The following is a 17,885-nucleotide window of genomic DNA, read 5'->3' on the forward strand; positions in this document are numbered from 1 at the left end:
CGGTCTCAAGCTGCCTGTTTTGCCGTGACGAACGCCGCAAGGCTCGCCACGTTGGAGAAATGGTTGCGGGTGTCCTTGGCGTCGGCGTCGATCTTGATGCCGTACTTTTTCTGGATCGCCAGGCCCAGCTCCAGGGCGTCGACGGAATCCAGGCCCAGGCCTTCGCCGAACAGCGTCTGGTCGTCGCCGATGTCCTCTGCGCTGATATCTTCGAGGCCCAGGGCGTCGATGATCAGCTCTTTGATGTCACGGTTTAGATCGCTCATCTTCGGCGAGCTCCTTGATAAAGAATTGGTGCAAATAGTCGTTGAGCTTGCGCGAAGCCTGGGGCGCGGGCCCCTGCGCGGCGAAAGTCTGTGGGTCTATATCGGCCCCGACGCGAAAACTGAAGTGCACGCGGCGACTGGGAATGCGATACCAGGGCTCGGCCTTGGTCAGGGTGGTCGGACTGACCTTGATGACCACCGGGGTGAGGATTTTCGCACCCCGCAGGGCGATGGCCGCCGCGCCCCGATGGAAGGCCGGTGCCTGACCCGGTTGGGTGCGGGTGCCTTCAGGGAAAATGATCAGGGTCTGCCCGTTCTGCAACGCTGCGGCGGCAGCGTCGAGCATGTCCATGCTGCCGTCGTTGCTGATGTATTCGGTGCTGCGCAGCGGGCCACGGGTGAAAGGGTTTTCCCACAGGCTTTTCTTCACCACGCAGTTGGCCCGGCGCACCAGGCCGATCAGGAACACCACGTCGATCAGCGACGGGTGGTTGGCAATGATCATTTGGCCCGGACGGCCAAGACGTTCAGCGCCCTGAATGTCGTAGGTCAGCACGCCGGTACGGGCCATGAATCGGACGAAAAACCAGAACAGCCGGCTGACGGTCTGGCGCGCCCGCTCGCGATGGGCCCTGGCATCGCCCGGCAGACAGCCGAGCAATGGAAATACCAGCAGGCGCAGGCACAGGCCACCGAGCCCGAACAGGGCGAAGCTGGTGGCGGTGGCCAGCAGACGCCAGTAATAGGCGTCGCGGTTTTTTCCGATTACGGGTTGCGTTGCCAGGTCCATAGACGAGTCTTCCAGGCATGTTGGCAATGGGGTTGCTGACCGAGCAGGGTTCGCAGCAGATTCAGCGCGTGGGGCCATTGCGCTTTGGACAGTGCTGGCGGGGCGCTGTTCAGGGTCAGCCGCCAGTCGGTACCGGGGGTGAGCAACAGCCCGACCGCGTAGGGAAACGGTACGTCGTCGATCCACGTCGAATACGCTTCGGGCGGTTGTTCCTCGGTGATCACCAGCAGCACCGCTGGAGCCCCTTCGCTGAGCAAAGTAGCCGCTTCGAACATGCCGTGTTCGAGGCCGTCGCCGGCAGCAGCAAGCGCGGTCATTTCGCTGGTTTCGCCGCGCATGATCGACCACAGGCCGATGATCGCGTTGTGCACCGACAGGCTGAACTGGGTCGGCGACAGCGGCTGTTCGTTGGCCAGATCGCTGAGGATTTCAAAGGTGCGCGGGGTTTCGCCGTGCCGGGAGACAAACACCAGCGGCAGATTTTCCCGACCGTCGGCCAGCGGCCAGCCGACACTGAACGCCATCCGCGCCAGACGACTGAGACGACGGCGCTGCATGGCCGGCAGAAACGACACATCGGGTGCGGCATCGCTGCCTTCGAGCACGACCGGCTGTCGGCTCCAGGCCTGCCAGGCTTCCACACTGTCGAGCCCGGGAGCCCAGGCGCGCCATTGGGCGATGTTGAAGTTGATCACGGACATTTATCCCGCCCCTGCGGACTGATTTGACGCGGTTTTGCCAACGTCGCCGCTGAGCTGATTTAGCCGGAAATGGCATGGCGCTTGACGCCGGGTGGCGCGCATTATCCCGGTGCGATGAGTGTGTAGCAAATGCTGGTTACATTTTGCGCAGTGAAATGGACCGAATGGTACGCGGCAAAAAAAATGTCACTTGGCCATTATCCAGATTGTCGGAGGTCTGTCTGTCGGGTGAATCGGCGATCAACGGGTGTTTCTGCGCCGTATTCATTGGGATATTGGCGTTAGACGCTGTAGTCCGTGTCCATCGAGGTAGCGAACCGGCACCGGGCACCACTACACTCGGTCATTCTTTGATACACGGAGGTTTTGTCATGCGGCGCGTGGTGTTCAATCAGAAAGGTGGCGTGGGCAAATCCAGCATTGCCTGCAATCTGGCGGCGGTTAGCGCCAGCGAAGGTTATCGCACGCTGTTGGTGGACCTCGATGCCCAGGCCAATTCCACTCAGTATCTGACCGGGCTCACGGGTGACGACATTCCGATGGGCATTGCCGACTTCTTCAAGCAGACCCTGTCTTCCGGGCCGTTCTCGAAAAAGAATCAGGCAGATATCTACGAAACGCCCTTCGACAACCTGCACATCATCACCGCCACCGCCGAACTGGCCGACCTGCAGCCCAAGCTCGAGGCCAAACACAAGATCAACAAGCTGCGAAAGCTGCTCGACGAGTTGTCGGAAGATTACGACCGGATCTATCTGGATACGCCGCCGGCGCTGAATTTCTATGCGGTCTCGGCCCTGATTGCCGCCGATCGGGTACTGATTCCCTTCGACTGCGACAGCTTCTCGCGTCAGGCCCTCTACGGCCTGATCGCCGAAATCGACGAGTTGAAGGAAGACCACAACGAAGGCCTGGAAGTCGAAGGCATTGTGGTCAACCAGTTCCAGGCCCGGGCCAGCCTGCCGCAGCAGATCCTCGACGAACTGATCGCCGAGGGCCTGCCGGTACTGCCGGTCTACCTCGCCAGTTCAGTGCGCATGCGCGAATCGCATCAGGCCAACACGCCGCTGATCCACCTCGACCCACGGCACAAGCTGACCCAGCAGTTCGTCGAGCTGCATAACCTGCTCGAAGACGCCTGACCGTCGGAGCCAACACAAAGAACTGTGGGAGCGAGCCTGCTCGCGATAGCGGTCTTTCATTCAGCACATTTGTTGAATGAGCAACCTTCATCGCGAGCAGGCTCGCTCCCACAGGCAATATGCGCTGCGCTCAGATGCCCTGGCTGCGCAGCCAGGCCATCAACTGCGGCAACGGGAAGGCCCCGCTCTGACGGGCCACTTCCCGGCCGTTGCGCAACAGAATCAGGCTTGGAATCGAACGAATCCCCAACTGCGCCGACAACTGCTGATTGGCCTCGCTGTCCAGCTTGGCCAGCCGGCATTTGCCCGCCAGCTGCGCGGCCGCCTGCTCGAACACCGGCGCAAACGACTTGCACGGCCCGCACCAGTCCGCCCACACGTCCACCAGCAACGGCAGATCGCCCTTGATCTGACTGGCGTAATCGCCCTGCTTGAGTTCAAACGGCTTGTTCAACAGCACCTCGGACTTGCAGCGTCCGCACTTCGGGTGATCGTTGAGGCGCTCGGCGGGAATGCGGTTGAGGCCGTTGCAGGAGGGGCAGGGGATGAGGAGTGGGTCGGTCATGATCGGGATCCAGTGGATAGCTGATATCTCCTAGTTGGAGACGTTTGCTCATATTTTCAATCGTGCAGTGTTTGGCTGTGAGCCTAGGCTGAGATGGACCGGTCGAGACCCGTTGGTCTGCTCGGTCATATCTCAACTTGCGATAATTTTGATCTGTGATTAACTCCCCATAGCAGAATGCGATAAGGATGTTGCATGCATGTCATCACCGGAAAACGAATACGAGAAGCGAAGGCCAAATGGCCTAACGCAGCTACAGCACTGGACCACTGGCTGGAAGTGGCGAAAGGGAGCAAATCGCCAGATTTTGCGGCGCTGAAGGCCTTGTTTCCAGCTGTCGACAAAGTGGGTGATTTTCACGTTTTCGATATTGGCGGTAACAAGCTCAGGTTGATCGCTTATGTCAGATATCGACCTCAAAAGTTGTACATCAGACATGTGTTGGATCATCGCGAATATGACCGCGGTAAATGGAAGGAGGCTAAGGCATGAGTGTTCTGATCAAAAAAGCCGCTGAGCACTGGGAGTTCGTTTCGCCTTTGCTGCGCAAGCCGAAAAGCGAAGACGACTACGACAGGCTCGTTCAAGCCCTTGACGAGCTGCTCGAAATGACGGGCGATGATGAGTCTCATCCTTTAATGAGTCTGGTGGATATCATCGGTGACTGGATTGAAGAATGGGATCGCGTGCATCACCCGACGCCTAAACCGCCCGGTTTTGAAGTGCTGGGGTATTTGATGCGTGAGCATGGTTTGACCCAGAGCGATTTGCCGGGTGTGGGCACTCAGTCTGTTGTTTCGGAAATCCTCAGTGGAAAGCGCCAGTTGAATCTGCGGCAGGTCCGCTGGCTGGCCGAGCACTTCAAGCTACCTGTTGACGTGTTTATCTGAAAGCAAACCAGTGTGTCCAGAGTCGTGGCATTTGCACTCTGAGCATGTCGCGCGGCTTTTTCAGCCGGCGCTGTCATCTAGCAGGTTGCCTGACACGAGGGTGCACGGCTCCGAGACAGGAGACCGTGCGCATCATGAGGAACAACTGATCTCCAAATGCTTGCCCCACTCCGGCGGCCGTTCCGCGTAACTCTCCATTCCAGGTTGTTCCTCGAATGGATTGCTCAGCACCGCATGCAGCCGCCGCACCTCGGAGTAGTCGCCCTGTTCCGCCGCATCAATCGCCTTCTGCGCCAGGTAGTTGCGCAGGATGTACAGCGGATTCACCGCATGCATCCGCGCACGGCGCTGTTCCTGATCGGTCGCGCCATCGCGCGCAACCCGGGCGACATAGCGCTCGCCCCAGGCATCGAAACCCTTGATATCGACGAAGTCATCGCGCAGGCGAGTGACGGCCTGTTCGGCTGACTCTTCGCCCAGACGCCGGAAGAACAGCGTGTAGTCGACGCCGCTGTTCTGCATCAGTTGCAGCAGGCTTTCGAGCAACGCCTGGTCATCGTCCTCGGCGGTGGTGAAGCCGAAGCGGCGGCGCATCAGGTCGAGGTAATGCGCCTGGAACAGCGGCAGGTACAGGCCGAGGGTTTCGCGCAGGGCTTCGACGCTGATGAACGGCGTCAGTGCCTGGGCCAAGGCGCTGAGGTTCCATTGGCCGACCGGCACCTGATTGCTGAACGAGTAGCGGCCCTGATCATCGGAGTGATTGCAGATGAAGTTCGCGTCGAAGTCGTCGAGGAAGGCGAACGGGCCGAAGTCGAAGGTGATGCCGAGGATCGACATGTTGTCGGTGTTCATCACCCCGTGGCAGAAACCGTAGGCCTGCCACTTGGCGATCAGTTCGGCGTTGCGCTCGACGATTTCGCGGAACATCGCCAGATACGGTTCCGGCTGTTCTAGGCACTCGGGGTAGTGCATCGCCAACACGTGTTCGCCGAGCTGCTTCTGCTGTTCGGGACGCTTGGTGTAATAGAAATATTCGAAATGGCCGAAACGGATGTGGCTCGGCGCCAGGCGCAGCACCATCGCGGCGCGTTCCTGTTTCTCACGCCACACCGGGGTGTCGGAGCCGATCACGCAGGCGGCGCGTGAAGACGGGATGTTCAGCGCATGCAGCGCTTCGGATGCGAGAAACTCGCGGATCGATGAACGCAGCACCGCGCGACCATCGCCCATACGCGAAAACGGCGTCTGCCCGGCGCCCTTCAGATGTAAGTCCCAGTGCTCGCCGGCCGCGTTGTAGACCTCGCCCAGCAACAACCCGCGACCATCGCCCAGTTGCGGGGTGTAGCCGCCGAACTGATGCCCGGAATAGACCATCGCCCGTGGCTCGGCATCGGCCCACAACTTGTGGCCGCCGAACAGTTCAGCGAATTCCTGAGTGTCGGCCACCGCTGGGTCGAGATCCAGCAGCGCCAGGGCCGCGGGGCTGGTCACCACCAGCCGCGGATTGTCGATCGGTTCGGGCAGCACATGGGCCGAGAACGCATCGCCCAGGCGGGCGAAGCGGTTGTCGAAGGTCAGTTCGTCGAGGGCTTTCAAGGGCCGGCTCCAGCAGAATGTCCGAGCATTCTGCTGGGAATGGCCGGGTTAGTCGAGCTTGGACGGCGGCGGTTCCTGCAACGGTTTCTGGTCGTCGCTGACCGGCACGATGGTTTTGGTTTCCGGCTCGATCGGCACCATCTTGTATTCCTGACCGTGGAGGTTCTTCAGGTAAACCTCCATCTGGCGGAACGAGATGTTGATGTGCTGCTTCTTGAACTCGCGGTTGATGAAGCGGTTGACCTCGTCGAGCACTGGGTTGCGGTCGCCGAGATCACGCACATGCATGCGCAATTCGTGATCGAGGGTGCTTTCGCCGAAGTTGAGGAAGTACACGTGCGGCTCGGGTTCCTTGAGCACGCGCGGGTTTTCCCGGGCGGCCTTGAGCAGCAGCTCCTTGACCAGATCCAGGTCGGAGCCGTAATCGACGCCCAGTTTCAGAGTCACCCGGGTGATGGTGTCGGTCAGCGACCAGTTGATCAGTTGCCCGGTGATGAACGTCTTGTTCGGGACAATGATGTCCTTGCGGTCGAAGTCGGTGATGGTCGTGGCGCGGATGCGGATCTTGCTCACCGTACCGGACAGGTTGCCGATGGTGATGGTGTCGCCGATCCGCACCGGGCGCTCGAACAGGATCATGATGCCGGAGATGAAGTTCGCGAAGATCTCCTGCATACCGAAGCCGAGGCCGACCGACAGCGCCGCCACCAGCCATTGCAACTTGTCCCAGCTCACGCCGAGGGTCGACAGGGTCGAGACGAAACCGACCCCGGCGATCACGTACGACAGCAGCGTCGTGGTCGCGTAGGCACTGCCCTGGGCCAGATTGAGTTTCGACAACACGAACACTTCAAGCAGGCCCGGCAAGTTGCGGGCGAGCGCAAAGGTAATGCCGATGATGATCAGCGCGCCGAGCATGTCGCCGATGCTGATCGGCACCATGCTCATGTTGGCGCCAGTACCGCTGGTGTATTCGTAGAGCGTGATGTTGTCGAGGTACGAGAACACCGTGATCAGGTCCGCCCAGACCCAGTACAGCGCGGCGATGAAACCGCCGAGCAGTGCCAGACGGATCAGGCGCAGGGACTGTTCGTTGACCTTTTCGATGTCCAGGGTCGGTTCTTCGATGACAGCTTCGCCGTCGCCGGCCTCCTTCGCGGCCTGACGTTTGGCCAGGGCGCGCTGGTAAGCCAGGCGACGTGCTGCAACCGCGAGGCCACGGACGAAGGTGGCTTCGATCACCAGCCAGAACATCAGCAGGTACAGGGTGTTGATCAGGCGGTCACTGAGTTTCAGCGCTGTGTAGTAGTAACCGAAGCACACGGCGACAAACAGCGCGATAGGCAGCAGGGTGAACATCACACCTACGGCCTTGCGGAACAGCGAGGCGTTTTCGTGGGTCGGGCTGCTGATCAGCAGGCGGCTGAGCAGCCACGCCATCAGTGCGTAGCAGGTCAGCACCACCGGCATGCCGATCACGTCGTCGGCCAGCGCCGCCGGTTGCAGCTCGGCAACCGCTACCACGGCCACCAGCGCCATGACCACCAGTCCGAGGCGACGCACCCAGCCCTGAAGGAATTCGACCTGCGGCTTCTCCCAGCGAAAGTGCAGTTCAGCCACGCCGCCCGGCGCGAGGATCCGGTAAGCGGTGTAGAACACCAGCCACGCCTGGGCCATTTGCAGCAGCGCCGCGCCCATGTTGGCGTTCTGCCCGCGAGCGTCGATCTGTAACGCCAGACCGCACAGGGCCAGGCCCAGCGCCACCGGCATCGCCAAGAGGATATTGATCAGGATTGCCTGCGGCGTGTGCCACTGGCTGTCGCGCTTGAAGTGACCGATGTCCTGGTGAACCTTGTTCAGACGCGAATACAGTTGCTTGCGTCGCCACAGCAGCGCGCCGATCAGCAGCGCCAGCGGCAGGAACAACAGCGGTCGCTGGGTCAGACCATCGGTCAGTTCGCTGAAGCTCGAGGCCAGCGGCAAAGTGTCAATCTGACGCTTGAGGCGCTCCGGCACGCCGCGCATCCATTCGGTGTCCAGCGGCTTGTTGCTGGGAATCCAGAACATCTGCTCGTCGAGGGTCGCGCGCAGGCTTTGCGCGGTGCTCAGCAGTTGCTTCTGGTTCAGTTGCAGGGTGATCGACTCGTTGAGCATCGCGCTCAGTTCGCGATTCAGACGCTCCAGCAGGTCGGTGCGGGTGTTGGCCAGTTCCAGCAGGTTCTTGCGAAGCTGCGGCGTGACCTGTTCCGGTGGCTGGGTCGACAACAGGTTGTCGACGTAAGTCGTCGGGTTGCTCAGCAGTTCACGCTGCTGGCTCACTTCGAACTGGTACAGGCGGATATCGGCGATCTGATCTGCCAGATCACGGTCGACCTTGAGTCGCGGCAAGGCCTGTTTCTGTTTATAGAGGATTTTCGACAGCAGCAAACTGCCCTTGAGCACGTTGATCTGCTCGTCGAGGGCCAAATCGCTCTGGGTCAGACTGTCCAGTTGCTGTTTGGTCTGCAGGTTCTGCTGGGTGAGTTCGTTGAGGCGGTCGGTGCTTTTGAGCAGGTAATCGGAGAGTTTGAGGTTGGCCGCGCTTTCGGTGGCGAGCAGAGTGCTGCCGCCAGACTTCTGCGCTTCGATCGATTGCTGGGTCACGGTTTCCTGAGACAGCGCCAGACGTTTCTGGTTTATCAGGGTTTGCAGTTCCTGAATTTCGCGGTCCAGACGGTCGGACTTCTCCGAAAGCAGGTCATGCTGGCTGTTGCCCAGATCCTGCAACTGGTTGTTGCCGGCCAGCTCCTGACGCCGCAGCGGAATCAGCGCGTTCAAGGCTGCCAGCTCGGCGTTGATCTGGTCGCGTTGCTCGGCGCTAAGAGTCTTGCCGGCGTCCTTGCCGGTCTTGAGGATGTTGTTGATCTGCTGGATGCGTGTCTGGCTGCTGGCGATTTCTGCTTGGGCGCGCTCGGGACGGGTCTGGGCGGTGATGATCAGGCTGTTGGCCTCGGCCAGGGCTTTTTGCAGATCGCTTTGCTGGGTCGAGCGCTCGGTGAGCATCTGCTCCAGCTGCTGGATGTTTTCCTTGGGGAAGCGCTGCGCCACCGGCACCACGGCGCTGGCCTTGAGGCGAGTCAGTTCGCGTGCATTCTCGATGGTCTGTTTCGGCGCAGTGGCCAGTTGCTGCTTGAGGTCGCTGAGCTTCTGCTCGTAGTCCCTGCGGTTGTTCAGCTGGGTCAGCGTGTTCTGCAGGACAGTTTGCAGGGTCTTTTTATCGGCGTCGGGCAGTTTGCTGTCGGCGATTTTGTCCAGACTGGCCTGCACGGCTTCGCTGGACGGCGGTTCGGCGGCTTGCAGCGGGCCGACAGTAAGACTCAGGCCCAGCAGGGCCGCGACGAAAAAGGAGCGCAGGGTAGGCATAGAGACCGGTCAAGCAAGTTGGAGTGGACGCAGTTTAGAGGAAGAGTCCGGGGCCCGGGCGACTTCCTTCGGGGAATCTGACGCCCACTTTGCCGATCTTGTTCCCGTCCATGACCGCAACCGTCCAGTGAGTGTTGTTCCATTCCACCTGGTCGCCAACGATCGGTGCACCGCCGACTTTCTGGGCAATGAAGTGGCCCAGGGTCATGTCCGGATCGATGCCGTCGGCGGGCAGGCCGTACAGGGCGGCAACCGCTTTGAGCTGGGCGTCTCCTTCGAGTACGAAGTCGCCGAAGAAGCGCAGATCGAGGCCGCGTTGCGGCGCCTGGCTGAACAGTTTTCCGAGGGCCGGAAGGTTGTGTTCATGGCCGATAACACACAGCAAATCATCGACTTCCAGCACGGTACTACCCGACGGATGGAGCAGTTGCTGGCCACGAAACAGGGCCGCGATACGTGTGCCGTCGGGCATTTTCAGTTCCCGCAGGGGAGAACCGATACACCATTTTTCCGCACCGAGCTTGTAAACGAACAGCTCCCACTCGCTGGTGACGTGCACTTCGAGGGCGGCGCGGGAGATCGGTGCCGGCTCCGGCGGTACCGTCACCTTCAGCAGCTTGGCCACCCACGGCAGGCTCGTGCCCTGCACCAGCAGCGACACCAGCACGATAAAGAAGGCGAGGTTGAAGTACAGCTGCGCGTTCGGCAGCCCGGCCATCAACGGGAATACCGCCAGAATGATCGGCACTGCGCCACGCAGGCCGACCCAGGAAATGAAGGCTTTCTCGCGACCGTGGAAGGCCTTGAACGGCAGCAGCCCGACCAGCACCGACAGCGGCCGTGCGAACAGGATCATCCACAGCGCCAGGCCCAGGGCAGGCAAGGCAATTGGCAGCAGATCGTGCGGAGTGACCAGCAGCCCCAGCACCAGGAACATACCGATCTGTGCCAGCCACGCCATGCCGTCGAGCATGTGCAGAATACCGTGACGACTGCGTACCGGACGGTTGCCGATCACCAGACCACACAAGTACACGGCAAGGAAGCCGCTGCCGTGCAGGGCGTTGGTCAGGGCGAACACCACCAAGCCGCCGGCGATCACCAGAATCGGGTAGAGGCCGGTGGCGAGGTTGATCCGGTTGACCAGTTGCAGCATCAGCCAGCCACCGCCCAGACCGATCACACCACCGATGCCGAACTCGCGGATCAGGTGGGTCAGCAGGCTCCAGTGCAGGCCGGTCTGGCCGCTGGCGAGCATGTCGATCAGGGTCACGGTGAGGAACACCGCCATCGGGTCGTTACTGCCGGATTCGATTTCCAGGCTGGCGGTCACCCGCTCGTTCAGGCCTTTGCCGCCGAGCAGCGAGAACACCGCTGCGGCGTCCGTCGAGCCGACGATGGCGCCGATCAGCAGGCCTTGAATCAGATTGAGGTCAAACAGCCACGCGGCAGCCATGCCGGTGAGGCCGGTGGTGATAAGAACGCCGACCGTGGCCAGCGACAAGGCCGGCCACAGGGCCACGCGGAAACTGGACACCCGGGTGCGCAAGCCACCGTCGAGCAGGATCACTGCCAGCGCGAGGTTGCCGACCAGATAGGCCGTCGGGTAGTTATCGAAAATGATGCCGCCGCCATCGACCCCGGCAGTCATGCCGACCGCGAGGATGATCACCAGAATCGGGATGCCGAGACGGGAAGAAAGGGAGCTGACAAGAATGCTTGCGCCTACCAGCAACGCGCCGATCAAGAACAGGCTGTTGATGGTCGTCGCATTCAAAGGCAGTACTCCAGAAGCGGAAAGACGGGCACAAACTGACCATGCAGTCTGCGTGCCAGCGATTCTAACCTGTTGAAATGTGATGCTGTCAAAAAGGTTTTTCAGCGGGGTGAAAGATCGTCCCCACGGGCGTGGGAACGATCAGTCTTGCGCAGGGTTAGAGGCTGAACCGCCCAACCATATTGTTCAGATCCAGCGCCAGACGCGACAGCTCATTACTCGCCGCACTGGTCTGATTCGCGCCGGTCGCCGATTGCACCGACAGATCGCGGATGTTCACCAGGTTGCGATCCACTTCCCGCGCCACTTGCGCCTGCTCTTCGGCGGCGCTGGCGATCACCAGGTTGCGCTCGTTGATTTCGACGATGGCCGTGTTGATCGTATCCAGCGACAGGCCGGCGCCACGGGCGATGTTCAGGGTCGACTCGGCGCGCTCGGTGCTGTTGCGCATCGAATCCACGGCGTGTTCGGTGCCGCTCTGGATGCTGCCGATCATGCGTTCGATTTCGCTGGTCGACTGCTGTGTGCGGTGCGCCAGGGCACGGACTTCATCGGCCACCACGGCAAAACCACGGCCTGCTTCACCGGCACGGGCTGCTTCAATCGCAGCGTTGAGTGCCAGCAGGTTGGTCTGGTCGGCCAGGCCACGGATCACATCCAGCACCTTGCCAATGTCGCGGGACTCATTGGCCAGATCGCCGATCAGGGTCGCGGTGCTCTGCACATCGGCACTCATGCGTTCGATGGCGCTGACGGTTTCCTGCACCAGATCGCGACCGTCGCCGGCGGAGGTGGTGGCGTTCTTCGAGGCTTCCGAGGTGCTGACGGCGTTGCGCGCGACTTCTTCCACGGCGCTGGTCATCTCGTTGACTGCGGTAGCGGCCTGCTCGATTTCGTTGTTCTGCTGAGTCAGGCCACGGGCGCTTTCATCGGTGACGCTGTTCAGCTCTTCGGCGGCGGAGGCCAGTTGGGTCGCCGAGCCGGAAATCCGCTGCAGGGTGTCGCGCAGCTTCGATTGCATTTTGGCCATGGCCGCCAGCAGGCGCCCGGCCTCGTCGGTGCCATCCACGTGGATCGGCTGGGTCAGGTTGCCTTCGGCGATGGTTTCCGCCGCATCCAGCGCCTTGGCGATCGGCTTGGTGATGCTGACAGTCAACAACCAGGCGAACAGGAAGGTCAGGCCGGTGGCGATCACCAGCAGCGTCACCACCAGGGTGAACGACATCGAATACTGGTTGGCTGCGCCTTGATCGGTCTCGGCGATCTGTTGGGTGTTGATCTCCAGCAGGCGCGCGAGGGCGGTATTCACCGCTTCGGAGTTGGCGAGCAAATCGGTGTTGAGCATCTGCCGCAACTCTTCGACCTGGTTATTGCGCGACAGGGTTTTCATCCTGTCTTCGAGTTGCCGGTACTGAGCCAGCAACTGCACATATTGTTCGTACGCGGCGCGCTCCTGAGGGCCATCGATGAGCGGTTCATAGACCCGTTGTGCATCGGCGATCTGCTTGTTGCGCATGTCGAACAGTTCGATGGTCTTTTGCTGGACGTCCGGCTCGCGGTTGAGCAGCAAACGATACGACAGCACGCGCAGACGCAGCGTCAGTTGGGTGAACTCATCCAGCGACTTGATCGATGGCACGCTGGCACTGGCGATATCTTCACCTGCTGCGCGGATTTTGCTCATCTGGTTCAGGGCGAACACGCCGAGGATCAGCATCAGGCCACCGATAAGGGCGAAGCCGGTGAATGCCCGAGGGGCGATATTCATATTGCGAAGGGACATGGAGGATACCGAGGAAGGGCCGCATCCATGCGGGCTGAGACTGCTGTTGGGTGACTTATCGGTCAGGCGAATGAACTCTTTAGTCCATGTGCGTATTTGTCGCATCTGCACGCAAGCGACGAAGTGCAGGAACCAGATCGGCAGATCACAGTCTCTAAGACTCGCAAGAACGGTCGGGCCGCCAGGAAAATCAAGGCCTTGCGCCGGTTTAATCCTGGCATCCACGATGACTTTTCTTTATCGTACGCGCCCTTTGAAAAACGCTTGGAAGATCAAAATGTTGGAAGCATCCCTCAGCCAATTGGAACAGCTCGTCAGCGACCTGGTGCAACAGAACCAGACCCTGTCGGAAACCAACCAGACCCTGTCCACGGAACTGGCCCAGGCCAAGGATGAAAACGAAAGCCTGCAACTGAGCCTGATGGAACAGGAAGAAAAGCACGGCGCCACCGCTGCGCGCATCCAGGCCCTGGTTGATCGCGTCAACGCAGGTCCTGTCAGCGCATGAACCACGGCACAGCAGGGGTAAAAGTCATCTCCATCATGGGGGAGGACTATTCGATCAAGGCACCGGCCGGGGAAGAACAGACCCTGCTGGACGCTGCATTGATGCTCAAGGCCGCATTGGCCGACACCAAGCGCAAATACCCGACCCTGATCGGCGACCGCCTGCTGGTGCTGGCGGCGATGAATCTGTGCTCACAGCAAATTGAAATGAAGAAGCAGCATCAGGAAGAACTCGAGCGTTACCAAGAGCAAGTCAGCGCCACGGTCGAGACCATCGCCAAGACCATCAATCAGGGTTGATGGGGTTGCGCACAACCAAAGAATAAGATTGTCGATTGCGTTGTATACAATCGGCACGGCTGTTGCAGTGTTTCAGCCTCTTATTCTTTGGGGGTGCTCCATGCAGTTCTGGCGTCGCAGTATTCAATGGCAGTTGATCCTCGGCATGGGCAGCGCCCTGCTGATCAGCATTCTGATCGTGGTTGGCATTTATACCCTGGTGGTCAACCGCCTCGCCCAGAGCTATCTGGTCGAACAGGCCCTGCCGTCGAGCATCGAAGCGACGCGCAACGATATCGAACGAATCCTCGTTCAACCCCTCACCGCCGCCAAGGACATCGCCAGTAACACGATGGTCCGCGACTGGCTGGCCAATGGTGAAGACTCCGCCAAAACGGCGGGCTTTGCGCAGTATCTGGAAGGCATCCGCGCCGAACACAAGGCGTTTACCGCGCTGATCATCGGCACCGAATCCAATCACTACATCACCGAAAAAGGTCTGGATCGCACCCTCAGTCGCGACAAACCGGCCGATGCGTGGTTCTACTCGTTTCTCGACAGCAATCAGCCGCGAACCCTGAACATCGACAACGACGGGGCCACCGGAGAGTTGGCGCTGTTCATCGATTTGAAGGTCGAGCAGGCCGGCAAAGTGGTCGGTGTTGCGGGTCTTGGATTGAGCATGAAAGAGCTGTCGGAGCTGATCCACAACTTCAGCTTTGGTGAGCGCGGGAAGGTCTATCTCGTGCGTTCCGACGGTCTGATCCAGGTCCATCCCGAGGCGCAGTTCAGCGGCAAGCGCACCTTGAGCGAGCAGATCGGCGGCTCAGCAGCGCAAGCGGTCATGGGGCATAAAGTGGCGACCAGCAGCAGCTTCCAGCGCGATGGCGAAGATTTCCTCGCCTTCAGCCTGCCTTTGCGCGACCTCGGCTGGACCCTGGTGGCCGAAGTGCCACAGTCGCAGATCTACGCCGAAGCCCGCCGGGCGATGTGGATGAGCAGCGGCATCGGTCTGGCGGTGGCGCTGGTTTGCCTGGCGCTGGTGATCTGGCTGGCCCAGGGATTGGTGCGACCGATTCGTCAGGTAACAGCTGCGCTGGTAGCAATCGGTAGCGGTGGTGGAGATTTGACCCATCGGTTAGATTCCAGCCGCGCTGATGAGCTGGGCGATCTCGCTCGGGGTTTCAACCGTTTCCTCGACAGCCAGCGCGGGATGATCGGCGAAGTGCTGACCACCAGCGAGCGTCTGCGCGTTGCCGTGGGCCAGGTGGCCAAGGTTGTGGATAACACCGCCGAGCGCTCAGGTCGTCAGCAGGAAATGACCGACATGGTCGCCACCGCCGTTCATGAAATGGGCCTGACCGTGCAGGAGATCGCCCAGAACGCCGGCAACGCCGCACTTGCCTCGCAAACTGCTCGCGATGAAGCGATGCAGGCGCGGGAAGTGGTCGGGGGTTCGATTCGCCATATAGAAAGCATGTCCGATGAAATTGGCGTCGCGGCCGGCGCGGTGGGTGAGTTGGCGCATCAGGTGGCGTCGATCGATCAGGTGCTGGCGGTGATACGCGGGGTGTCCGAGCAGACCAACCTTTTGGCGTTGAACGCTGCCATCGAGGCTGCTCGAGCCGGCGATATGGGGCGCGGTTTTGCGGTGGTGGCGGACGAGGTGCGGACGCTGGCGCGCCGGACTCAGGCGTCTACCGACGAGATTCAGCAGATGATCGGCAGTCTCAAGCAGGGTGCGGAGAATGCGGTTTCATCGATGCGCACCGGTCAGGCTGCGACTGGCACCGGGGTTGAATCGAGTCAGCGCACCGGAGCCTCGTTGACTGCAATCACCGGGCAGGTCGAGCGCATCAGTGACATGAACCATCAGGTGGCGACGGCGACGGAAGAGCAGTCTGCGGTGACTGAAGAGATCAACCGCAATGTGCAGGGGATTTCCGATCTGGCCCGGGCGACGGCGGGGGAGGTTCGGGCTTGTCGTGAGGATTGTCAGATGCTGCAGCGGCTGTCGGATGATCTGGCGCGGCAGATGGGTGGGTTCAAACTTACCTGATTAATGCGGCGCCCGTGATGGCGCCATCGCGAGCAAGCTCGCTCCCACAGGTATCGTGGGGAGTTCACTGCATGTGTGAACACCCGATAACCCTGTGGGAGCGAGCTTGCTCGCGATTGGATCTTGACCGTTATACAAGGCTCGGATCAGAACCACGCATCCTGCATTGCCAGACACGTATCATCCCGCGCCTCCAGCAACGCCAACTCATGCTGGCACCCCGGCACTTCCCACGTCAGGAAATACCGCGACGCCTGCAACTTGCCCTTATAGAAGTCGACATCCGCCGCATTCCCATTGGCCAGTCCTTCCTCCGCTCGAATCGCCTGTTCCAGCCAGCGCCAGCCAATCACCGCATGCCCGAACACCTTCAGGTACAACGCCGAATTCGCCAGGCTGCTGTTGACCTTGCCCTGAGCCAGGTCGGTCAGCAGACCAATGGTCACGCTCTGCAGGCGCGCGACCAGTTTCTCCAGCGGCTCACGCAGTGCGGTCAACGATTCGTAAGCCACCGCGCGCTCCGCTGTGTCGGCAATCAGGCGAATCAGTTGCTTGAGCCCGGCGCCACCGTTCTGCGCCAGTTTGCGCCCGAGCAAGTCCAGCGACTGAATGCCGTGTGTGCCTTCGTGGATCGGGTTCAGGCGGTTGTCGCGGTAGTACTGCTCCACCGGGTATTCGCGGGTGTAGCCATGGCCGCCGAGAATCTGGATTGCCAGCTCGTTGGCCTTCAGGCAGAACTCCGATGGCCAGGATTTGACGATCGGCGTCAGCAGATCCAGCAGTTCATGGGCCTGTTTGCGCTCCGCTTCGGTCTCAAGCGTGGTGGTGTCATCGAACAGCCGCGCCGCGTATAACCCGAGATCGAACGCACCTTCGACGTAGGATTTCTGCGTCAACAGCATGCGTCTGACATCCGCGTGCTGAATGATCGCCACCGGCGCCGTCGTCGGGTCCTTGCTGTCCGGCACTCGCCCCTGCGGACGTTCGCGGGCGTATTCCAGCGAATACAGATAACCGGCATAACCAAGCATCACTGCGCCCATGCCGACGCCGATCCGCGCCTCGTTCATCATCTGGAACATGTAGCTCAAACCGTGATGCGGCTTGCCCACCAGATAGCCGACGCACTCGCCGTTATCGCCGAAGTTCAGCGCCGTGGAAGTCGTTCCGCGCCAGCCCATCTTGTGGAACAACCCGGCCAGCAACACGTCGTTGCGCTTGCCGAGGCTGCCGTCATCGTTGACCAGAAACTTGGGCACGATGAACAGCGAAATGCCCTTCACCCCGGCCGGCGCGTCCGGCAACTTGGCCAGCACCATGTGCACGATGTTTTCCGAGAGCGGGTGATCGCCACCGGAGATGAAGATCTTGTTGCCCTTGAGGCGATAAGTGCCGTCGGATGCCGGCTCGGCGCGGGTACGAATATCCGACAGCGACGAACCGGCATGGGGTTCGGTCAGGGCCATGGTGCCGAAGAAACGGCCGTCGATCATCGGTTGCAGGAAGCGTTGCTTCTGTTCTTCGGTGCCGAAGCTTTCGATCAGGTTGGCCGCGCCCATGGTCAGGAACGGGTACGAGGTCGACGCCGCGTTGGCCGACTGGAAGTGGGCGAAGCAGGCCTGGGACAACAATGTAGGAAGTTGCATGCCGCCGGCGTCGAAACTGCGCGCGGCGTTGAGGAGTCCGGCTTCGAGGAAGGCATCCACCGCCGGTTTCACCTCGGGAATCAGAATCGCCTGACCGTTCTCGTAGCGCGGCTCGTTTTCGTCGCCCTTGCGGTTGTGCGGTGCGAAGTACTTCTCGGCGATGTTGCGCGCCGTGCCGATGGCGGCATCGAAGGTTTCGCGGTTGTGCTCGGCAAACCGCTCGCGCCGGGTCAGGCCCTCGGCATCGAGGACTTCGTACAGCTCGAAAGCCAGATTGCGGGAACTGAGCAGCGTCTCGGACATGGCGGCCTACCTTTTTTTGGAATGGGCCGAGTCTAGGCGTGCGAATAAAGGCTGAACAGGAAGATTGATAACGGTGATATTGGAGCCGAGCAGCGGCTTAACAAACACCACAAACCACTGTGGGAGCGAGCTTGCTCGCGAAGGCGGTCTGCACATTCAACATTTGCGTTGACTGGCAG

General features: G+C 60.7%; 15 protein-coding genes and 1 pseudogene. 7 read left to right on the forward strand and 9 right to left on the reverse strand.

Features of this window, described 5'->3' with window-relative positions:
* Nucleotides 1-5 precede the first annotated feature (5 nt).
* From N8H71_RS22990 to N8H71_RS23000, 3 genes are read right to left on the reverse strand one after another with little or no spacing between them, the layout of a single operon-like run.
* Complete coding sequence (locus tag N8H71_RS22990) at nt 6-266, reverse strand: phosphopantetheine-binding protein (RefSeq protein WP_007952344.1); 261 nt, start codon at nt 264-266, stop codon at nt 6-8.
* Nucleotides 247-1,056 (reverse strand): lysophospholipid acyltransferase family protein, encoded by an 810-nt coding sequence (locus N8H71_RS22995; protein ID WP_262195791.1) that lies wholly within the window; start codon nt 1,054-1,056, stop codon nt 247-249. Before N8H71_RS22995 ends, N8H71_RS22990 begins: the two co-directional genes overlap by 20 nt.
* A complete protein-coding gene (locus N8H71_RS23000) occupies nt 1,032-1,757 on the reverse strand; it encodes a beta-ketoacyl synthase chain length factor (protein ID WP_262195792.1) in 726 nt (241 codons plus the stop codon). The genes N8H71_RS22995 and N8H71_RS23000 overlap by 25 nt, the downstream gene beginning before the upstream one ends.
* Before the next feature lie 371 nt (nt 1,758-2,128).
* Between N8H71_RS23000 and N8H71_RS23005 the strand changes: the two genes are divergently transcribed.
* Nucleotides 2,129-2,899, forward strand: a complete 771-nt coding sequence (locus N8H71_RS23005) for a ParA family protein (protein WP_007952339.1) — start codon at nt 2,129-2,131, stop codon at nt 2,897-2,899.
* A gap of 130 nt (nt 2,900-3,029) precedes the next feature.
* Here N8H71_RS23005 and trxC read toward each other — a convergent pair whose 3' ends face one another.
* A complete protein-coding gene (trxC, locus tag N8H71_RS23010) occupies nt 3,030-3,464 on the reverse strand; it encodes a thioredoxin TrxC (RefSeq protein ID WP_011332109.1) in 435 nt (144 codons plus the stop codon).
* 195 nt (nt 3,465-3,659) lie between these two features.
* Between trxC and N8H71_RS23015 the strand changes: the two genes are divergently transcribed.
* Together N8H71_RS23015 and N8H71_RS23020 are read left to right on the forward strand one after the other, a co-directional pair.
* Nucleotides 3,660-3,956 (forward strand): type II toxin-antitoxin system HigB family toxin, encoded by a 297-nt coding sequence (locus N8H71_RS23015; protein ID WP_007952335.1) that lies wholly within the window; start codon nt 3,660-3,662, stop codon nt 3,954-3,956.
* Nucleotides 3,953-4,354 (forward strand): helix-turn-helix domain-containing protein, encoded by a 402-nt coding sequence (locus tag N8H71_RS23020; protein WP_039766491.1) that lies wholly within the window; start codon nt 3,953-3,955, stop codon nt 4,352-4,354. Before N8H71_RS23015 ends, N8H71_RS23020 begins: the two co-directional genes overlap by 4 nt.
* Nucleotides 4,355-4,486: 132 nt before the next feature.
* On the opposite strand, the gene selO is transcribed toward N8H71_RS23020, so the two are convergent.
* The 4 genes from selO to N8H71_RS23040 form a co-directional block, all read right to left on the reverse strand.
* Entirely contained in the window at nt 4,487-5,950 is a 1,464-nt protein-coding gene (gene selO / locus N8H71_RS23025) for a protein adenylyltransferase SelO (protein ID WP_262195793.1), read from the reverse strand.
* 48 nt (nt 5,951-5,998) lie between these two features.
* Nucleotides 5,999-9,352, reverse strand: coding sequence for a mechanosensitive channel MscK (mscK, locus tag N8H71_RS23030; protein WP_262195794.1), 3,354 nt, complete (start codon nt 9,350-9,352; stop codon nt 5,999-6,001).
* 34 nt (nt 9,353-9,386) lie between these two features.
* Nucleotides 9,387-11,129, reverse strand: coding sequence for a potassium/proton antiporter (locus N8H71_RS23035; RefSeq protein WP_262195795.1), 1,743 nt, complete (start codon nt 11,127-11,129; stop codon nt 9,387-9,389).
* Nucleotides 11,130-11,286: 157 nt separating this feature from the next.
* On the reverse strand, nt 11,287-12,912 hold the full coding sequence (locus N8H71_RS23040; RefSeq protein ID WP_262195796.1) for a methyl-accepting chemotaxis protein: 1,626 nt from the start codon (nt 12,910-12,912) through the stop codon (nt 11,287-11,289).
* A gap of 277 nt (nt 12,913-13,189) precedes the next feature.
* Here N8H71_RS23040 and N8H71_RS23045 point away from each other — a divergent pair, with 277 nt between their 5' ends.
* The 4 genes and pseudogenes from N8H71_RS23045 to N8H71_RS28965 all read left to right on the forward strand — a co-directional run bounded on the left by N8H71_RS23045 (nt 13,190) and on the right by N8H71_RS28965 (nt 15,757).
* Nucleotides 13,190-13,420, forward strand: coding sequence for a hypothetical protein (locus N8H71_RS23045; RefSeq protein ID WP_007952320.1), 231 nt, complete (start codon nt 13,190-13,192; stop codon nt 13,418-13,420).
* Nucleotides 13,417-13,719, forward strand: coding sequence for a cell division protein ZapA (locus tag N8H71_RS23050; protein WP_007952314.1), 303 nt, complete (start codon nt 13,417-13,419; stop codon nt 13,717-13,719). The genes N8H71_RS23045 and N8H71_RS23050 overlap by 4 nt, the downstream gene beginning before the upstream one ends.
* A 145-nt stretch (nt 13,720-13,864) precedes the next feature.
* A pseudogene (locus N8H71_RS28960) lies at nt 13,865-14,890 on the forward strand (cache domain-containing protein); the annotation flags it as partial.
* Between the two features lie 135 nt (nt 14,891-15,025).
* Nucleotides 15,026-15,757, forward strand: a complete 732-nt coding sequence (locus tag N8H71_RS28965; protein WP_431768321.1) for a methyl-accepting chemotaxis protein — start codon at nt 15,026-15,028, stop codon at nt 15,755-15,757.
* 146 nt (nt 15,758-15,903) lie between these two features.
* Here N8H71_RS28965 and N8H71_RS23060 read toward each other — a convergent pair whose 3' ends face one another.
* On the reverse strand, nt 15,904-17,706 hold the full coding sequence (locus tag N8H71_RS23060) for an acyl-CoA dehydrogenase (RefSeq protein WP_262195798.1): 1,803 nt from the start codon (nt 17,704-17,706) through the stop codon (nt 15,904-15,906).
* Nucleotides 17,707-17,885 lie beyond the last annotated feature (179 nt).

Origin of the sequence: Pseudomonas koreensis (assembly GCF_025447595.1) — a bacterium.
GTDB lineage: Bacteria > Pseudomonadota > Gammaproteobacteria > Pseudomonadales > Pseudomonadaceae > Aquipseudomonas > Aquipseudomonas koreensis_H.

Coding starts and splice junctions, on each gene's coding strand:
- mscK (WP_262195794.1), bottom strand. CDS start 9,352: ATGCCTACCCTGCGCTCCTTTTTCGTCGCGGCCCTGCTGGGCCTGAGT.
- N8H71_RS28965 (WP_431768321.1), top strand. CDS start 15,026: ATGGTCGCCACCGCCGTTCATGAAATGGGCCTGACCGTGCAGGAGATC.
- N8H71_RS23040 (WP_262195796.1), bottom strand. CDS start 12,912: ATGTCCCTTCGCAATATGAATATCGCCCCTCGGGCATTCACCGGCTTC.
- N8H71_RS23060 (WP_262195798.1), bottom strand. CDS start 17,706: ATGTCCGAGACGCTGCTCAGTTCCCGCAATCTGGCTTTCGAGCTGTAC.
- N8H71_RS23005 (WP_007952339.1), top strand. CDS start 2,129: ATGCGGCGCGTGGTGTTCAATCAGAAAGGTGGCGTGGGCAAATCCAGC.
- trxC (WP_011332109.1), bottom strand. CDS start 3,464: ATGACCGACCCACTCCTCATCCCCTGCCCCTCCTGCAACGGCCTCAAC.
- N8H71_RS23045 (WP_007952320.1), top strand. CDS start 13,190: ATGTTGGAAGCATCCCTCAGCCAATTGGAACAGCTCGTCAGCGACCTG.
- N8H71_RS23050 (WP_007952314.1), top strand. CDS start 13,417: ATGAACCACGGCACAGCAGGGGTAAAAGTCATCTCCATCATGGGGGAG.
- N8H71_RS23015 (WP_007952335.1), top strand. CDS start 3,660: ATGCATGTCATCACCGGAAAACGAATACGAGAAGCGAAGGCCAAATGG.
- N8H71_RS23000 (WP_262195792.1), bottom strand. CDS start 1,757: ATGTCCGTGATCAACTTCAACATCGCCCAATGGCGCGCCTGGGCTCCC.
- N8H71_RS23020 (WP_039766491.1), top strand. CDS start 3,953: ATGAGTGTTCTGATCAAAAAAGCCGCTGAGCACTGGGAGTTCGTTTCG.
- N8H71_RS22995 (WP_262195791.1), bottom strand. CDS start 1,056: ATGGACCTGGCAACGCAACCCGTAATCGGAAAAAACCGCGACGCCTAT.
- N8H71_RS22990 (WP_007952344.1), bottom strand. CDS start 266: ATGAGCGATCTAAACCGTGACATCAAAGAGCTGATCATCGACGCCCTG.